This window comes from Arthrobacter sp. alpha11c (assembly GCF_054149985.1).
In genome coordinates, this window is sequence record NZ_CP196747.1 from 5061921 (window position 1) to 5079628 (window position 17708).

Sequence of the window (17708 nt, forward strand, 5' to 3'; positions counted from 1 at the left end):
GATGAAACTTTCACCCAAACTGGAGCTCGCAGGAGTTTCCCTGCGCGACATGACCGAGGCTGACGTCCCGGCCGTGGAAGCCTTGGAACAGCGGTTGTTCCCCGTGGACGCTTGGCCCCTGCAGATGTTCTTCGACGAGTTGTCCCAGCCCGAAACACGCCGCTATGTGGTGGCCGAGGTTGAGGGCCAGATCGTGGCATACGCCGGCTTGATGTGCATCGAGCCGATCGCGGACGTCCAGACGATCGCCGTCGTTCCCGAATTTGAAGGCAAGGGCATCGGTTCAGCGATCCTGACCGAACTGATTGAAGAGGCGCGGCGGCGTCGCGCGGCGGACGTCCTCCTGGAGGTGCGCGCTGACAACCCCCGTGCACAGCAGTTGTATCTGCGCTTCGGATTCGAACAGATCCACGTCCGTCCCCGGTACTACCGGGACGGGACGGACGCGTTGATCATGCGCCTGCCACTGAATAACTCATGACACTGAATAAGCCACATTCCACAGAAGGAGCCAACCCGTGAGCGGCGCTTATCCGGAACAGCCGAAGCAGCCGTTGGTGCTGGGCATCGAATCGTCCTGCGACGAAACGGGCGTCGGAATCGTGCGCGGTACAACGCTGCTGACCAACACGGTGTCCTCGTCCATGGACGAGCACGTGCGTTTTGGTGGCGTCATCCCGGAGATCGCTTCGCGCGCCCACCTGGATGCCTTTGTCCCCACGCTCCAGGAAGCGCTGCATGAAGCCGGGGTGACCCTGGAGGACATCGATGCCATTGCTGTCACCTCCGGTCCCGGCCTGGCCGGCGCCCTCATGGTGGGTGTCTGCGCCGCGAAGGCCCTGGCCGTCGCCACGGGCAAGCCGCTCTACGCGATCAATCACCTCGTAGCGCACGTTGGCGTGGGGCTGCTGGATTCAAGGCCCGACGCCGGTGCTGGCGCCGGCTTGGGTGCCGGCCAGTTGCCGCAGAACCTCGGTGCACTTCTGGTTTCGGGTGGCCACACGGAGATCCTCCGTATCCGCAGCATCACAGATGACGTGGAACTCCTGGGTTCCACCATCGACGACGCCGCCGGCGAAGCCTACGACAAAGTGGCCCGGATCCTGGGCCTTGGCTACCCCGGCGGTCCAGCCATCGACAAACTCGCACGCCAGGGCAATCCCAAGTCCATCCGCTTTCCGCGCGGCCTCACGCAGCCCAAATACATGGGCACGGCGGAGGAAAAGGGACCGCACCGCTACGACTGGTCCTTCAGCGGCCTGAAAACCGCGGTGGCCAGATGCGTGGAGCAATTCGAAGCCCGCGGTGAGGAAGTACCTGTAGCCGATATCGCAGCGGCATTCCAGGAAGCCGTAGTGGACGTCATCAGTTCAAAGGCAGTCCTGGCCTGCAAGGAGAACGGTATTACTGACGTGCTCCTTGGTGGAGGCGTTGCCGCCAACTCGCGGCTGCGTGAATTGACTGGTCAACGCTGCGTGTCGGCGGGCATCAAGCTTCATGTGCCGCCGCTGGATCTCTGCACGGACAACGGTGCCATGGTGGCAGCCCTTGGTGCCCAACTGATCATGGCCGGAATCGGGCCCAGCGGAATAGCCTTCGCACCGGATTCCTCCATGCCCGTTACTACGGTGTCGGTGGCTGCGTAGGTTACGCCTTTCAGCAACTACGCGTTCCAGCCAACTGCGCGTTGCACTAACTATGCGTCGGGGCCTTTACGCATCTGCTGTACGAGGTCCATGACCACTGCCTGCAGGTCGCCGTTGTGTTCGGCGGCCACACGGCGCTGGCGCTGGTAGCTGGCGCCGCGTTCGATGATCTTCATGACGTCGGCCAGTTCTTCAGAGCAGCCGAGCTTGGCTGCCACGGGTTCCAACCGGGCGACGGTTTCTGCGAGGTGCTCGGTGACCAACTGCTCGTTGCCCTTGGCATCCAGGATGATGATGGCTTCCATGCCATAACGGGCGGCACGCCACTTGTTTTCCTGGACGTGCCATGGCGGCATGGTGGGGATGCTTCCGCCGGCGTCGAGGATGGAGGAGAACTCGTCCACGAGGCACTGCGTCAGTGCGGCGATCGCGCCCACTTCCTCCAAGGTGGCGAGGCCATCGCAAATGCGCATCTCGATAGTTCCCAGGTTGGAAACTGGCCGGATATCCCAACGGATTTCAGAGATGGCGTCAATAACACCGGTGGTGAACATGTCCTGGACATAGGACTCGTATGCTTCCCAGGTTTCGAATTGGAACGGCAGGCCCGCGGTGGGGAGTTGCTGGAACATGAGGGCGCGCTGGGATGCGTAGCCGGTTTCTTCGCCAGCCCAGAAAGGGCTGGAGGCGGATAACGCCTGGAAGTGCGGGAAGTAGTTGACCAGGCCGTCCAGGATGGGGAGTACTTTGTCCCGGCGATCGATGCCCACATGGACGTGGACACCATAGATGACCATTTGGCGTCCCCACCATTGGGTCCGCTCGATCAGCTTGGCGTAGCGCTCCTTGTCGGTGACCGGTTGGAGCAGGGGAGGGCTGAAGGGATGGCTGCCTGCGCAGAACACTTCCACTCCCATGGGGTCGGTGACTTCGCGGACAGCGGCGAGGGAGCGGCTAAGGTCCTCTTTGGCTTCCTTGACCGTTTCGCAGATTCCGGTAACGAGTTCCACCGTGTTCAGGAGCAGTTCGCGCTTGATGTGGGGGTGTTCGTCGTCTTCGTTGAGGTCCGGGTGGTTCGCGGAGACACCCTTGAGGACGTCGTTCGCGACTGAGACCAGTTCCCCGGTGCGTGCATTGACGAGCGCCAACTCCCATTCCACACCCAGTGTCGATTGCCTGGATGGCGCAAACTCAATCTGCACGTAGTCCCCTCGTTGCTTGTTTCTGCTGGACTTTCAGCTGGACGCAACCCGCTGCGGGGCCGTCAGCGGTCGGCTCAAGTCTAGTGCAGCCGGAGCATGGCTGATTGCGGACAGGGCGAAGTTAAGCGCCGTGACACAGCCAGGGCGAATTGCTAATGAGAATGATTTGCATCTATAATCCTTCCGGAAGAGCCACCAAAGCCAACCCACCAACAAGAAGGAGAAAAACCATGAAGGTCAGGAACTCACTGCGTGCCCTCAAGAAGATTCCGGGTGCACAGATCGTCCGGCGACGTGGGCGCACGTTCGTCATCAACAAGAACAACCCGCGCATGAAGGCCCGCCAGGGCTAAGAGAACGGCAGCGTAAAGAGGCCGTTGTTTAATGGGTGAATGCCAATCCTGAACAAAGACATGTCCCTGTGCATTTCGCTCGCGGCCCGGCCCAGCAACATCGGGACCCGGTTCCACAATTATTTGTACGATCTGCTCGGACTGAACTTTGTCTACAAGGCATTCGCCCCGGCGGACATCACTCTTGCAGTGGCTGGCATCCGCGGCCTCCCCATCAGGGGAGCCGCGGTGTCCATGCCCTATAAGGAAGCCGTCATCCCGCTTGTGGACGTGATGGATCCGTCGGCAAAGGCCATCGACTCGGTCAACACGATTGTCAATAACGACGGCGTCCTCACGGCCTACAACACCGACTACATCGCCATCGCCCGGCTCCTGAAGGACCACAAAGTACCCAGCAGCCACACCGTGCTGCTGCGTGGAGCCGGCGGAATGGCGAAAGCAGTGGCCGCAGCTCTCCGCGATGCAGGCTTTACGTCCGTGACCATCGTTGCCCGCAACGAAACCACCGGACGCGCGCTCGCGGACTTTTACGGTTTCGGCTGGCAGGACGACGTCAACGGATCAACGGCGGACCTCATCATTAATGTCACGCCGTTGGGGATGGCTGGCGCGGACGAGACAGCGCAATCCTTTGACAACGCAACCATTGCCGCCGCGAAGGTAGTGTTCGACGTCGTCGCCCTCCCCTCCGAGACACCGCTCATCACAGCTGCCCGTCAAGCAGGCAAGCCGGTGATCACTGGAGCCGAAGTCATCGCCATCCAGGCGGAGGAACAATTCGTCCTCTACACGGGCGTCCGCCCGAGTGCTGACCAGGTCCGCGAAGCCTCGGAGTTCTCCCGCCGCTGACGCGGCCTAGAACGTCACGGGCTCCACCACCACGGCCACTCTTTCCTCGCCAATCCTGGTGAGGACCAGGGTGGCCGTTTTTGCGGGCTTGGTCTCGCGCTTGGATGGAAGCAGTTGTTTCCGCAGTTCTTCCGGAGTAACTGCCGTGCCGCGCTTCTTGATGTCCAGCACCGTGATGCCGTTCGCTTTGACCCAGGCTTTGAGCACCTTAACGTTGTAAGGCATTACTTCCAGCACCTTGTATGCGCGGGCAAACGGCGAGTCATGGAGTTCCGGGGCGCAGATGTAGGCAATATGTTCGTCCACCAGGTGCCCGCCAAAACGTTCAGCGACGTCGGCCACCAAGCCTGCGCGGATGACCGCACCGTCCGGTTCGTAGAGGAACCCTTCAACCGGCCCGACGGCGGCTACCGGGCCGCCGTCGAAGTCCTCGCCGCTGGTCAACTCAGCAGCCCCCTGGGAGCTGATGACAAGTGCCGCGCGCCGTACACCCGGCCGGGCCACCGCGTTGAACCACAGGGTGACCTCAGTGACGTCGCCGCCTACGGAGACCCACTGCGCTTCGCAGTTCGCCGGAACCGAATCGTGGGGCATCCCGGGACCCATCTTGACTCCCACCGCCCTGCCGGCTGCAGCCAGCCCTTCAACGAACGACAACGGAGGAGAGAACGCTTCCGGATCCCAGATCCTCTTGGTCCCGGACGTCGAGGTTGTGCGTCGTGCGGGATCCAGCCACACGCCGTCGATCCCGTCCAGGTCCACTGATGTGGCATCGGAATGCACCACTGTGGCGTGCGGGAAGGGCATGAGGTTGATCGTGGCGCAGGCGGCAGTGGTTTCATCCATTTCCACGGCGGTCACGGCAATCTCCATCGAGGCCAGGGCCATGGAGTCAGCTCCCAGGCCGCAGCCGAGGTCGGCTACGTGGGAAATGCCGGCCTTGGCAAAACGCTCGGCGTGCCGGGCCGCCACGTTGAGGCGGGTCGCCTGCTCAAGTCCAGCCTGGGTGAACAGCATCTGGCGGGCGAACTCGCCGAACTTGGCCTCGGCGCGGGTCCGAAGCCGGGACTGCGTCAGTACCGCGGCCACGAGTTCAGGGGAGTGGCCTGCTTTTCGGAGGTCGGCGTTCACACTGAACGCTTCGGCTTCGCGGTAAGGCCCCAGCGAGGCAAGGAGTTCCCATCCTTCAGTGGTCAGCAAGGGTGCGATCTGTTCCTGCGGTGCGTGAGACATGGGATCAAGCCTAACGGCGCGCGCCTTGACGCCGTGAGTTGGGAATCAGCGACGATAGGGTTGTTTGCATGGAAGACAACGCAGCTCCGCAGCCCTCCGATACGAACAACCCTGGCGGGAACCACTCCGCTGGCCCGGGAGCTTCAGAGCATTCTCCAGAGCATTCAGCCGGCAGATCTCTCGTCGCTTTTGCCCGCCCTGCCTTGATCGCGGGGGCCGTGATCGCTGTAATCTGCATTGGCCTGCTGATCGTCATCTTCGCCTTGGACTCATTCAATGCAGCCGCATACTCAGTGACCGGCAAGAGCGTGAATGACCCTACTGATGAAGCCCGCGATATCCGCGACCTCTACAGCGGGGTCCGCATTGGCGGGATTATCGCCTTGGTGATCTCCGGCGTCGTGGCCCTGGCGGCCGCCGTCGTGCTGTATTTGAACCGCGGATCCGCGCCCACAGATGAGGACGACGACGGCGAAGACTACGATCTGGACGACCTCACTGGCCGGTAACGGGAGTTCACTCAGGACGAAATTCTGGCACTCACCTTGACCGAGTGCTAACGCTTACATAGAGTCGTGTTAGCACTCTCCCCCGGAGGGTGCTAATCACGCCAGGCGTCCACCGGCACCGCGACGACGGTTGCACGCTACGGCACCCTAGTTCTTAGTCCATGAATCAGCTCATGAAAAGGAGAGTCCGAGTGTCGGTCTCGATTAAGCCTCTTGAGGATCGTATTGTTGTTCGCCCGCTCGAAGCAGAGCAGACCACGGCTTCCGGCCTGGTAATTCCGGACTCCGCACAGGAGAAGCCGCAGGAAGGCGAAGTTGTTGCAATCGGCCCCGGCCGCTTCGATGACAACGGCAACCGCGTGCCGGTTGACGTAACTGTTGGCGACGTCGTCATCTACTCCAAGTACGGTGGAACCGAAGTCAAGACCGGCGGCAACGAGTACCTCGTTCTGTCCGCCCGCGACGTCCTTGCGATCGTCGTAAAGTAACTTCCTGGAGCCCCGCACCGCAGCCGCGTTGGAATCATTCCGACCTTCTGCGGTGCGGGTTTTCTGTCTTGAAAGGACACAACCATGGCAAAGCAGCTTGCTTTTTAACGATGCTGCCCGCCGGTCTCTTGAGGCCGGTATCGACAAGCTCGCCAACACTGTCAAGGTGACGCTTGGCCCGCGCGGCCGCAACGTCGTGCTGGACAAGAAGTGGGGCGCTCCCACGATCACCAACGATGGCGTGACGATCGCCCGCGAAGTTGAGCTTGACGACCCCTACGAGAACCTTGGTGCGCAGCTGGCCAAGGAAGTAGCCACCAAGACCAACGACGTCGCTGGCGACGGCACCACCACCGCTACGGTGCTGGCACAGGCTCTGGTCAAGGAAGGCCTGCGCAACGTTGCTGCTGGTGCCGCTCCTGGCGAGATCAAGCGTGGCATCGAGGTTTCCATTGAAGCCATCGCAGCCCGCCTCCTGGAGAACGCAAGCGAAGTGCAGGGCACCCAGGTTGCCAACGTTGCCGCTATCTCCGCACAGAGCGACGAAATCGGCGAACTGCTGGCCGAGGCGTTCGGCAAGGTGGGCAAAGATGGCGTTATCACCATCGAAGAATCCTCCACCACCCAGACCGAACTCGTCCTCACCGAAGGCATGCAGTTCGACAAGGGCTACCTTTCCCCGTACTTCGTCACTGACGCAGAACGCCAGGAAGCTGTCCTCGAAGACGCCTTGATCCTGATCAACCAGGGGAAGATCTCTTCGCTGCAGGACTTCCTGCCGTTGCTGGAGAAGGCGCTGCAGGCCTCCAAGCCGCTGTTCATCATCGCCGAGGACATCGAAGGCGAAGCCCTGTCCACGCTGATCGTCAACCGCATCCGCGGCACGCTGAACGTTGTGGCCGTCAAGGCTCCGGGCTTCGGCGACCGCCGCAAGGCCATGCTGCAGGACATCGCTACGCTCACGGGCGCCCAGGTTGTTTCTCCGGACCTTGGCCTCTCGTTGGACACCGTTGGCCTTGAGGTACTGGGTACGGCACGCCGCATCACGGTCACCAAGGACAACACCACCATCGTTGATGGCGCCGGAACCGAGCAGGATGTTGCCGACCGCGTGGCCCAGCTGCGTGCCGAGCTCACCCGCACGGACTCCGACTGGGACCGCGAGAAGCTGCAGGAGCGCCTTGCCAAGCTGGCTGGCGGCATCGGCGTTATCAAGGTTGGCGCAGCCACCGAGGTTGAGCTGAAGGAAAAGAAGCACCGCATCGAGGACGCCGTTTCCTCCACGCGTGCAGCCCTTGAAGAAGGCATCGTTTCCGGTGGCGGTTCCGCCCTCATCCACGCCCTCAAGGCACTGGATGAGTCCCCGGCCGTCAAGGCCCTGGAAGGTGACGCAGCAGCAGCTGTTGGCATCGTCCGCCGTGCCTTGATCCAGCCGCTGCGCTGGATCGCGCAGAACGCCGGCTTCGACGGCTTCGTCGTCGTTTCCAAGGTTTCCGAACTCGAAGCCAACCACGGCTTCAACGCCAAGTCCGGCGAGTACGAGGACCTGATCGCCGCCGGCGTGATCGACCCCGTCAAGGTCACCCGCTCCGCGCTCCGCAACGCTGCTTCCATCGCTGCCCTGGTTCTCACCACCGAGACCCTGGTTGCCGAAAAGCCGGTTGAGGAAGAAGACGCACACGCAGGCCACAAGCACTAACGCCCTGTTCGAAAAAGCCCTGGTCACTCGTGGCCAGGGCTTTTTTGTGCCCTCTTGCGGCTCCCGGCATCAAAGAAGGTCAGGAACCCACACAGCTTGCCAAGGATGCGTGGACCCATTGTGGGCTAACGACGGCGGCGGTACCCTGACGCTAATACGGCCGCTTGGGTGCGCCAACCGGGTTGCTCCCGGTCGCAGAATGAGTGTGGACTATGCCGGTTACAGCCTTGGATCTGGGACGCTCGGCGTTCTCCGAGCACCGCTGGGGCGATGCAATGGACTGCCTTGCCCGGGCAGACGCCGAGGGCGGATTGCCACCCCAGGACATCGAAGTCGCGGCCTCAGTGGCCATGCTGTTGGGCAAGGACTCCGAAGGCGTCGCCTACCTGGCACGGGCGCACGATGAGTACCTCACAGTAGGAGACATGGCTGCCGCCGCCCGCTGTGCAACCTGGCTGGTCCTGTTCCTGATGGACATCGGGGAGCCGGCCCGCAGCTCGGGATGGATGTCCCGGGCAAAACATTTAGTGGAAGAACTGGACGAGCCCACCGAAGCTGAAGGCTACCTCCTGATTCCGTCGGCGCTGGGAGCCTTGTACGGAGGAAATCCTGAAGCAAGCAATGAACTCTTTGGCCGCGCCCTGGCGGTGGGGGAGCGGTTCCACGACAAGGACCTGATGGCCCTTGGACAGCTGGGCCTGGGCACAGCCAGCGTCACCCTTGGATTCCCGGATAAGGGCTTGGAGCTCCTGGACGAAGTCATGGTTTCCGTCACGGCAGGGGAGGTCGCGCCCATCCCTTCGGGCATCATCTACTGCGCCGTTATCGGCAGCTGCCGCCTGGCCTTCGACGTCCAGCGTGCGCATGAATGGACGGCTGCTTTGGAACGCTGGTGCGGGGACCGGCCGGACATGGTGATGTTCAGTGGGCAATGCCAGTCCCACAGGGCAGAGCTGTTCATCCTCCACGGCGCCTGGGATGAGGCCATGGCTGCGGTCCACATTGCCCAGGACCGTTCGCGCCGCGGCGATCCTGAAGCGACCTGGGGTGCGTGGTATCTGCAGGGCGAGATTCTGCGTTTGAAGGGCCGGTTTGATGAGGCCAGCGCGGCGTATGCCAAGGCTGCAGAGACCGGCTTCGAAGCTCTCCCGGGGCTCGCGCTGGTGCTCGCAGGCCAGCAAAAAGTGTCCCAAGCCCAAACCATGTTGCGCCGGGCCGTCTCAGGCTCGGACCCCGCCAACCGACGGCGGTTGCTTCCCGCCGTCGTCGATGTTGAGCTTGCTGCCGGTGACCTTCAGGCGGCACGGGCGGCGGCTGACGAACTCGCGGCCCCGGTCCTGGACACGGGCAGGCCCTTGGAACATGCGCTTGCGGCGCAGGCGGAAGCCCAGGTCCTGCTCGCAGAAGGCAACGCCGCGGATGCGCTCGTGGCCTCCAGAAAGGCGTGGCGGCTCTGGTACAGCCTCGAGGCACCTTATGGCGCCGCCAGATGCAGGGTGTTGACGGGCCGCGCGTGTTCGGAACTGGGCGATCCCGACTCCGCCGCCATGGAATTCGAAGCAGCTATAGCCGAGTTCGCTGAACTCGAAGCAGCGCCCGCCGTGACGGAGGTGCTGGGGCTAAGTGCGGGAGCGGAGGTGGCGGGAGGTGTCAGGATTGGTTCCACGCTGACTGCCGGTGTGCTCGCTGCCCGTGAACTGACGGCCCGTGAACTGGAAGTCCTGCGGCTTGTCGCTGACGGAAAAGCCAACAAGTCGATTGCGCGGGAACTGTACCTGAGCGAAAAAACCGTTGCCCGGCATGTCAGCAACATCCTCAGCAAACTTTCCTTGCCCTCCAGGGTTGCTGCGACCAGATACGCCTTCGAACACCATTTGACCAACTGATGTTCTCTCACATCCCAAAGCTTTTCTCCCGATCCTCTCTCACTCTCACATCCTGCGGGGTTTTCCCGAACGCTCTATCACTCCCCGGGATGCGCATAAATACCCATGCCCATTCCAGCGGAATGCGTCATTTGGCCGACGCGGCAGAGGGCGCCGGACTCATAGCTTGGGTTTATGAACATTCCACTGCTCGCCGGCACCGTATCCACCGTGCTCTTTGCATCCAGCATGCTGCCCATGTTGTTCAAGGCAGTCCGCACCAAGGACCTGGCCTCCTACAGCTTGAGCAACATCACCCTGACCAACGTCGCCAACGCCGTGCACTCCTTCTACGTCTTCGACCTTCCGGCGGGACCAGTGTGGCTGCTGCACTCCTTCTACGTGGTGACGTCGGCACTGATGTTGGTGTGGTGCCTCCGGTACCGGAAGGCTCCCGCTGAAACCCCAGCTACTGAAACCCCAGCAACTGAACCTCCAGCAACGCGGGGTCACTTAAGGCCCATGTCAGCCGCTGCCATAGGCCATAAGTGACCCCGCGTTGGACCAGTAACGAGAAAGGAAAAGCCATGAAAAATGCTAGTGACCCACAGGTGGATACCGTGATCGTGGGCGGTGGCCAAGCCGGCTTGGCGCTCGGCTATTGGCTGGCAAAAGGGCACCACAATTTCGTCATCCTTGACGAGAACGCCAGGACCGGCGATTCGTGGCGCCAGCGGTGGGATTCGCTTCGTCTCTTCACACCGGCCAAGTACGACGGTTTGCCGGGCGCTCGTTTCCCGGGGGACCCCCTGGCATTTCCCAGTAAGGATGAGCTGGCGGACTACCTCGAAGAATATGCTCGGCGGTTCAGTCTTCCCATGGTCCACGGAGTCCGTGTTGACGGGGTGACGCAACAAGGTGATCGCTTTCTTGTGAGCTCCGATGATCGCTCCTGGAGCGCCAACAATGTAGTGGTTGCCACCGGTGGATATCGCCTGCCCAAACGGCCGGCATTTGCGAATGAGCTGGATCCCGGCATCGTGCAGCTTCACTCGCAGGACTACAAAAACCCCGGGCAACTCCAACCTGGACCAGTACTGGTGGTAGGGCTCGGCAATTCCGGCGCGGAGATTGCCCTTGAAGCCAGCAGGACCCACACCACCTTGCTGGCAGGCAAAGCCAGTGGCGAACTCCCTGTTCGCCATGGACGCGCTGCAGCCCGGTTTGTCCTGCCTGTGATCCGGTTCGCAGGCCTTCACCTCCTGACCCTTAACACCCCGGTTGGCCGGAAGGTGGCGCCGGCATTCAAGATGATGGCAGCACCGTTGATCCGAACACGTACCAAGGATCTTCGTGACGCGAAGGTGGAACTGCTGCCGAGGATAGCCGGCGTAAAGCACGGTAAACCGGTGCTGGAAGAGGGCCGGACCTTGGACGCGGCGAACGTCATTTGGTGTACCGGATATCGGGAGGACTACTCGTGGCTGAAGCTCCCTTACCAGGACGGAGAGGGGACGCCGGCCCACAAGAGGGGAGTAGTGGAATCTGTCCCTGGACTCTATTTCGTCGGCCAGGAGTTCCTGTTCGCGGCAGTGTCGGCAACGCTTCCAGGAGTTGGCCGCGACGCCCGTTATCTGGCACGCCGGATCACGGCGGACCGGCAGCCAACAGCTGAGCGTCGACCGGCTTTGACCTAGCGCTCTGGCGTTCAGACGGCGTTCAAACGGCATTTAAACAGAGTGCCTTGGCACAGGCAACGCACAGTTTCATCTTTGCAAATGCATAGTCCAACCTGAGCTAATAGAGACTCGTAAGGCGGTTCCACAGGCCGGCCCGACTGGGGTTGGCGCCTGGAACAGCGTATGATGGATGCTTTGTGCAATAGCCTTGAGGAACTGCCTAACGTGACTACATCAACGATCCGACCGCCCGCCCGTCCCAACAGGCGGGCTACCGGTCCCGTTGTAAAGTCCACATTCCGACCCGAAATCCAGGGCCTCCGCTCCCTCGCTGTCCTCATGGTTGTGAGTTACCACATCTGGATCGGGCGGGTATCAGGCGGGGTTGATGTCTTCCTGCTGATCTCGGCCTTCCTCATGACTCTTCAGTTCACCAGCCGCTTCAAACAGCGGCGCCCGATGGACTTGCTGCGGCACTGGTTGCACCTGTTCAGGCGCCTGCTCCCGGCAGTGGTGGTGGTCCTCTTCGGAACACTGGCTGCTACTTTTGCTTTCCTGCCTCCCACCCGCTGGGTGGAAGTGGTCAATCAGGCGTGGGCCTCACTCTTCTACTACGAGAATTGGCTCCTGCAGACTCTTGCGGTCAACTACTACGCAACGGACCACAGCCTGGCCAGTCCTGTGCAGCACTTCTGGTCGCTTTCCATCCAGGGCCAGGTATTCATTCTCTGGCCGGTGATCTTCGCCGTGATGGCGGTCATCTGCCGCAAATTCGATCTCCGATACCGGGCGTCGCTCGCCTACGTTTTTGCGCTCATCTTCGTCGTTTCCCTGACGTACTCCATCATCTTTACAGCCAACAACCAGGCCGTCGCTTACTTCGACACCTTCGCCCGGCTATGGGAGTTTGCCCTCGGAACACTTGTTGCCTTGATCTTGCCTGCCTTGGATTTTTCCAAACCTGTCCGCGTGGTGATGGGGTGGATCGGCGTGGCTGCCATGCTCAGCTGCGGCATCCTGCTGCAGGTCCAGACGGCGTTTCCAGGCTTTGTTGCGCTCTGGCCAACCCTGGCTGCCGTTGCAGTGATTGCAGCGGGACAGACTGGTAGCCGCTTCGGCGTGGATCGGATTCTGAGCTCCAAATTCCTGGTCCGGCTTGGCGATAACTCCTATGCCCTCTATCTCTGGCACTGGCCCATCCTGGTGATCGCCTTGGCTTGGAGCGGTAAGGATCATGCGGGTTGGCTTTCCGGCACCGCGATTGTGGCGTTGGCACTGATCCTGGCGTTCCTGACCACGAAGTATGTGGAGAAGCCATTCCGGGAGTGGAAGTGGCCCGAGGTGAAGCGTCGCCGTGCAGCCATCTCCATCGCCGTTTGCCTGGCCGTGGCGTGCACGCCGTTGCTCGGCTTCCAGTACAAGCAGTATCTGGACCAGAAGGCCGCTGATACGCAGGCCTTCAACGACAACCCGGGAGCACATGCCCTCCTGCCCGGATATGTGGACCAGGTCGGCCAGGATGCCAAGACGCTCCCGACGGCGGAGCAGCTACCTGAGGACTGGGCACACCTGGGTGGGACATGCGAGGGAGCGTCCAAGCCGGAAGACAAGACACTGCAGGAGAACTGCCAGCAAAACGGCGTGGGCGATGACGCCACCAAGAGCATTGTGGTCCTGGGCGACTCCCATGCCCAGCAGTGGCTGGCCGCGCTCGGTCCCCTCGCTGAAGCTGAGCACTGGAAGGTCACGGCCCTCCTGTTGGGCGGATGCCCGTTCATGCCGGAGAACCCTGACGCTGACCAGCACTGCAACGATTTCAACTCGGCCGCATTCAAGTACGTGGCAGCCCACACCCCGGATTCCGTGTTCATGGTGGGCACCAAGGCGGCCCCCTCATCACCGGATGAGGAGTTGGTGTACGGCTTTGAACAGTCCGTCACCAACTTCAACGACCTCGGCATCCAGGTGGTGGCCATCCGTGACAACCCACGCTATGACCACAACGTCACCGAGTGTGCCCTGTCCAAGGGCGTGGACAGCCCTGACTGCAAGTCTGACCTGCATGACGTCCTGGCCGCCGAGAGCCCCTTCGCGGCCGAGCAGGGAAAGTTTGGAAATGCTGCGTTCCTGGATATGACAGATCTCCTCTGCAACGGTGCCCAGTGCCCCAGCGTCATAGGAAATGTGTTCGTCTACCTGGACGATAACCACTTGTCCAAGACCTACGTCACCAGCATGGGTGAGATGTTCGATGAAAGGTGGTTTGCCGCGACGGGGTGGGAGCGATGAGCGAGAACGTGAAAGCAACTGCACCTTTGGGTGGCAACCCCACCACAGAGAGGCCCACGACGGCGGAACGCACCTTCCGCCCGGAGGTCCAAGGCCTGCGTGCCCTGGCTGTGTTGATGGTGGCGGCCTACCACATTTGGCTCGGCCGGGTGTCCGGTGGCGTCGACGTCTTTTTGCTCATCTCGGCCTTCCTGCTGACCCTGTCCTTTACGCGGAAGCTCGAAAACCACAAGCCCCTGAGGCTCCTGCAACACTGGCTCCACGTGTTCAAGCGGCTGCTGCCCGCCGTCGTCGTTGTCTTGTTGGCGGTTCTGACCGCAACGTGGGCCTTTGTCCCGCAGAGCCGGTGGCCGGATGTGCTCGCCGAGGCTTGGGCCTCCCTGCTGTACCGGCAGAACTGGCAGCTTGCGGACTCTGCCGTTGATTACTATGCCCAGGACCACTCCGGAGCGAGTCCCCTTCAACACTTTTGGTCCCTGTCCGTCCAGGGCCAGGTCTTTATCCTGTGGCCGCTGATTTTCGCGGCGGTGGCTCTGCTGCAGCCGCAACTGGCAAAGCTGTTCCCAAGCCGGAAGGCCATGGAACACCGGCAGCTGCTGTTCATGGCGTTCGGCCTGGTCTTTGTGGCCTCGCTGGTCTATTCCATCGACCAGACGGCCAACAACCAGGCGTATGCGTATTTCGATACCCGGACAAGGCTGTGGGAATTTGCGCTGGGTTCCCTGCTGGCGCTGGCTCTCCCGTATCTCAAACCGGGACGGCGGCTTCGGGTATTCCTGGGTTGGGCAGGGCTGGCCGCCATGCTCTCGTGTGGGTTGATCCTGACGGTCGACCGTTCCTTCCCGGGATTCGTGGCCCTCTGGCCCACGCTCGCAGCCGCGGCGGTTATCGTCGCCGGCCAGAGCAACAGCCGCTTTGGTGCGGACCGCGTGCTCAGCTCAAAGCCCCTGGTCCTGGTAGGCAACAATTCCTATGCCTTGTACTTGTGGCACTGGCCTGTCTTGGTGTTCTTCCTGCTCGTCACGGAGACCACAAGCCCCAACCTCCTGCAGGGCCTGGGCATCATGGCGGTATCCATGATCTTGGCCGTTGCAACCACACGGTATGTCGAGGTGCCCATGCGCCGCTGGCAGTGGCCGGACGCACGGTCCTGGCGGGCCGCCGTCGTCGTTGTTTCCTGCGGTGCGCTGCTGGCGCTGCCGATGACTGCCTGGCAGGGTGCCATCGCCGCCGAAAGCGTGGCGATTGCGGATCAGCCCAAGGAACTGACGCCCGGTGCCGCAGCGCTGACGCCTGAGTTCGCGGGCCAACCGACGCCTGAGGCGATGATCATTCCGGCACCGGCCGCCATGAAGGATGAATGGGCGGACATCGACGGCTTGTGTACTGGCGCGAACGTCCCGTCAGATCCGTTGCTGCAGGGTTGCCTCCAGAATGATGAACCTGAGGTAGTGACCAAGAGGATCGTGGTCCTGGGTGATTCCCATGCCCAGCAGTACATGGCCGCCCTGGGCCCTATCGCCAAGGAGCACGGTTGGGAAGTGGTCACTCTGCTGAAGGGGAACTGCCGGTTCGGTGCCAACTCTCCTGAGCGCACCAGCGACTGCAACGACTTTTAACAAGGCAAGTGCCGCTTACGTCATGGAACACAAGCCCGATGCAGTGTTCACTGTGGCGTCTCTGACTCATGTCACGGCCCCCTTCGAGACCGAAGTGCCCGGCTATTTGGAAGGCATCAAGCCGTTCACGGACGCAGGAATCGACGTCGTGGGCGTCCGCGACAACCCGAGGTTCAGCATCAACATGCCCGAGTGCGTGCAGAAGAAGGGCCCTGATTCGCCCGACTGCAACCCTCCGCTGGAAGATTCCCTCGCTGCATCCTCGCCCCTGGACGATTACGCGGGCAAGGTGGACCGGTTGTACCTGATGGACATGAGCGACTTCATCTGTGAGCGGGGAACGTGTCCGGCAGTGGTGGGCAATGTGTACGTCTACAAGGACGACAACCACCTCACCAAGACCTATGTCCAGAGCATGATTCCGATGTTCGAGGAGCGGCTGCTCGCCGCGACGGGCTGGTCAGAGCGCTAGCCCCGCCACCCGCGGGAGCTGGAACGCACGACGCCGGCCTGCCGCCAGTGCTATTGCTCACACTCAGGCGTCGCGGAATATGGCGATCGCCGCGAAGGTTCTACTATTTATTCAATACCCGAAGCACCTTTGCCTTGCAGTACCTCATGCACAGGCCCGTATTTTATGCACAGGCCAGTCCCGTAATGACGGGCTGGTCATCAGTTGCAACCCCTACCAGTTAAAGCCCCCAGAACCCAGGTAAGAGGCCGCACTCATGACCCAGCCCGAACACGATCCCTTTGGCTTCGTAGGCCTGACGTACGACGACGTCCTGCTCCTCCCCGGACACACCGATGTCATCCCCTCCGATGCAGACACGTCCTCACGCATCTCCAAGCGCATCACGGTGCAGACGCCGTTGCTGTCCGCTGCCATGGACACCGTCACGGAGTCCCGCATGGCCATCGCCATGGCCCGCCAGGGTGGTCTGGGCGTAGTGCACCGCAACCTGTCCATCGATGACCAGGCTGAGCATGTGGACCGCGTCAAGCGCAGCGAATCCGGCATGATCACCAACCCGCTGACGATTGGCCCGCAGGCCACGCTGCAGGAATTGGACGAGCTATGTTCGCGCTACCGCGTCTCCGGGCTTCCCGTGGTGGACACCGACGGCCGCCTGCTGGGCATCGTTACCAACCGCGACACCCGGTTCATTCCGGAATCTGAATTTCCGCTGCGCAGCGTCAGCGATGCCATGACCAAGATGCCGCTCATCACCGGCCATGTGGGCATCAGCCGCGAGGAAGCCTCGCACAAGCTGGCTACCAACAAGATCGAGAAGCTCCCCCTGGTTGACGAGCAGGGCCGCCTCAAGGGCCTCATCACCACCAAGGACTTCACCAAGGCAGAGCAGTACCCGCTGGCCACCAAGGACGACGAAGGCCGGCTGCGCGTAGGTGCTGCAATCGGCTTCTTCGGCGACGGTTGGGAGCGCGCCATGAAGCTCATCGACGCCGGGGTGGACGCACTCTTCGTGGACACCGCCAACGGCCACTCGCAGGGCGTGCTGGACATGATCCGGCGACTGAAGTCGGACCCGATTGCTGCCCACGTGGACATCATTGGTGGCCAGGCTGCCACCCGTGAAGGCGCCCAGGCCCTGATTGACGCCGGTGCCGATGGCATCAAGGTCGGTGTGGGCCCAGGCTCCATCTGCACCACCCGTGTTGTAGCCGGCGTCGGCGTTCCGCAAATCACGGCCATCTACGAATCCGCGAAGGCTGCCATTCCGGCCGGCGTGCCGTTGATTGCCGACGGCGGACTCCAGTACTCGGGTGATATCGGCAAGGCACTCGTTGCCGGCGCTGACACTGTGATGCTGGGCTCATTGCTGGCTGGTTGTGAAGAGTCTCCCGGCGAGCTCATCTTCGTCAATGGCAAGCAGTTCAAGAGCTACCGCGGCATGGGCTCCCTGGGCGCCATGCAGTCCCGTGGAAAGAACACGTCCTACTCCAAGGACCGCTATTTCCAGGCTGACGTCTCCGGCGATGACAAGCTCATCCCGGAAGGCATCGAAGGCCGCGTCGCGTTCCGTGGTCCGCTGGCATCCGTGGCCTACCAGTTGGTCGGTGGCCTTCGCCAGACCATGTTCTACACAGGCGCCCCCACGATTGCCGAGCTCAAGGCACGCGGCAAGTTCGTCCGGATCACTCCTGCCGGCCTGAAGGAATCGCACCCGCACGATATCCAGATGACGGTGGAGGCACCCAACTACGGTTCCCGCTGATCACCATCAGTTCCTCCCAGCTGTTCCCCGTGGA

The 17708-nt window shown here is 61.8% G+C and carries 13 protein-coding genes and 2 pseudogenes; 13 read left to right on the top strand and 2 right to left on the bottom strand.

Annotation, left to right across the window (positions count from 1 at the left end; all coding sequences use genetic code 11):
• The first annotated feature begins 1 nt into the window (after window position 1).
• Together rimI and tsaD are read left to right on the top strand one after the other, a co-directional pair.
• On the top strand, window positions 2-481 hold the full coding sequence (rimI, locus tag ACTAQJ_RS23620; protein ID WP_431115897.1) for a ribosomal protein S18-alanine N-acetyltransferase: 480 nt from the start codon (window positions 2-4) through the stop codon (window positions 479-481).
• 37 nt (window positions 482-518) lie between these two features.
• Entirely contained in the window at window positions 519-1646 is a 1128-nt protein-coding gene (gene tsaD, locus ACTAQJ_RS23625) for a tRNA (adenosine(37)-N6)-threonylcarbamoyltransferase complex transferase subunit TsaD (RefSeq protein WP_498699822.1), read from the top strand.
• A 50-nt stretch (window positions 1647-1696) separates the two neighbouring features.
• Here tsaD and ACTAQJ_RS23630 read toward each other — a convergent pair whose 3' ends face one another.
• A complete protein-coding gene (locus ACTAQJ_RS23630) occupies window positions 1697-2848 on the bottom strand; it encodes a glutamate--cysteine ligase (protein WP_498699824.1) in 1152 nt (383 codons plus the stop codon).
• Window positions 2849-3078: 230 nt separating this feature from the next.
• On the opposite strand from ACTAQJ_RS23630, the gene ykgO reads away from it, so the two are divergent.
• Together ykgO and ACTAQJ_RS23640 are read left to right on the top strand one after the other, a co-directional pair.
• Window positions 3079-3201: a type B 50S ribosomal protein L36 gene (gene ykgO, locus ACTAQJ_RS23635; RefSeq protein WP_011775528.1), complete on the top strand. Its 123-nt coding sequence runs from the start codon at window positions 3079-3081 to the stop codon at window positions 3199-3201.
• A 39-nt stretch (window positions 3202-3240) separates the two neighbouring features.
• On the top strand, window positions 3241-4053 hold the full coding sequence (locus ACTAQJ_RS23640) for a shikimate 5-dehydrogenase (RefSeq protein ID WP_498699826.1): 813 nt from the start codon (window positions 3241-3243) through the stop codon (window positions 4051-4053).
• Between the two features lie 6 nt (window positions 4054-4059).
• Here the strand turns inward: ACTAQJ_RS23640 and ACTAQJ_RS23645 are convergent, their stop codons facing one another.
• A complete protein-coding gene (locus ACTAQJ_RS23645; protein WP_498699827.1) occupies window positions 4060-5286 on the bottom strand; it encodes a THUMP-like domain-containing protein in 1227 nt (408 codons plus the stop codon).
• 68 nt (window positions 5287-5354) lie between these two features.
• Between ACTAQJ_RS23645 and ACTAQJ_RS23650 the strand changes: the two genes are divergently transcribed.
• The 9 genes and pseudogenes from ACTAQJ_RS23650 (at window position 5355) to guaB (ending at window position 17674) form a co-directional block, all read left to right on the top strand.
• Entirely contained in the window at window positions 5355-5795 is a 441-nt protein-coding gene (locus ACTAQJ_RS23650) for a hypothetical protein (protein ID WP_498699830.1), read from the top strand.
• Window positions 5796-5986: 191 nt separating this feature from the next.
• The gene (gene groES, locus ACTAQJ_RS23655; protein WP_211711208.1) at window positions 5987-6283 is read left to right on the top strand and encodes a co-chaperone GroES; all 297 of its coding nucleotides are present in this window, start codon (window positions 5987-5989) and stop codon (window positions 6281-6283) included.
• Between the two features lie 84 nt (window positions 6284-6367).
• A pseudogene (gene groL, locus ACTAQJ_RS23660) lies at window positions 6368-7982 on the top strand (chaperonin GroEL).
• Between the two features lie 212 nt (window positions 7983-8194).
• On the top strand, window positions 8195-9868 hold the full coding sequence (locus tag ACTAQJ_RS23665) for a helix-turn-helix transcriptional regulator (protein ID WP_498699834.1): 1674 nt from the start codon (window positions 8195-8197) through the stop codon (window positions 9866-9868).
• 174 nt (window positions 9869-10042) lie between these two features.
• Window positions 10043-10399 (top strand): hypothetical protein, encoded by a 357-nt coding sequence (locus tag ACTAQJ_RS23670; protein ID WP_498699835.1) that lies wholly within the window; start codon window positions 10043-10045, stop codon window positions 10397-10399.
• 35 nt (window positions 10400-10434) lie between these two features.
• Window positions 10435-11544 (top strand): flavin-containing monooxygenase, encoded by a 1110-nt coding sequence (locus ACTAQJ_RS23675; protein WP_498699837.1) that lies wholly within the window; start codon window positions 10435-10437, stop codon window positions 11542-11544.
• 168 nt (window positions 11545-11712) lie between these two features.
• Window positions 11713-13815, top strand: a complete 2103-nt coding sequence (locus tag ACTAQJ_RS23680; protein WP_498702248.1) for an acyltransferase family protein — start codon at window positions 11713-11715, stop codon at window positions 13813-13815.
• Window positions 13812-15906 (top strand): annotated as a pseudogene (locus ACTAQJ_RS23685) (acyltransferase family protein). Before ACTAQJ_RS23680 ends, ACTAQJ_RS23685 begins: the two are co-directional and overlap by 4 nt.
• Before the next feature lie 256 nt (window positions 15907-16162).
• Complete coding sequence (gene guaB, locus ACTAQJ_RS23690; protein ID WP_223933862.1) at window positions 16163-17674, top strand: IMP dehydrogenase; 1512 nt, start codon at window positions 16163-16165, stop codon at window positions 17672-17674.
• Window positions 17675-17708 lie beyond the last annotated feature (34 nt).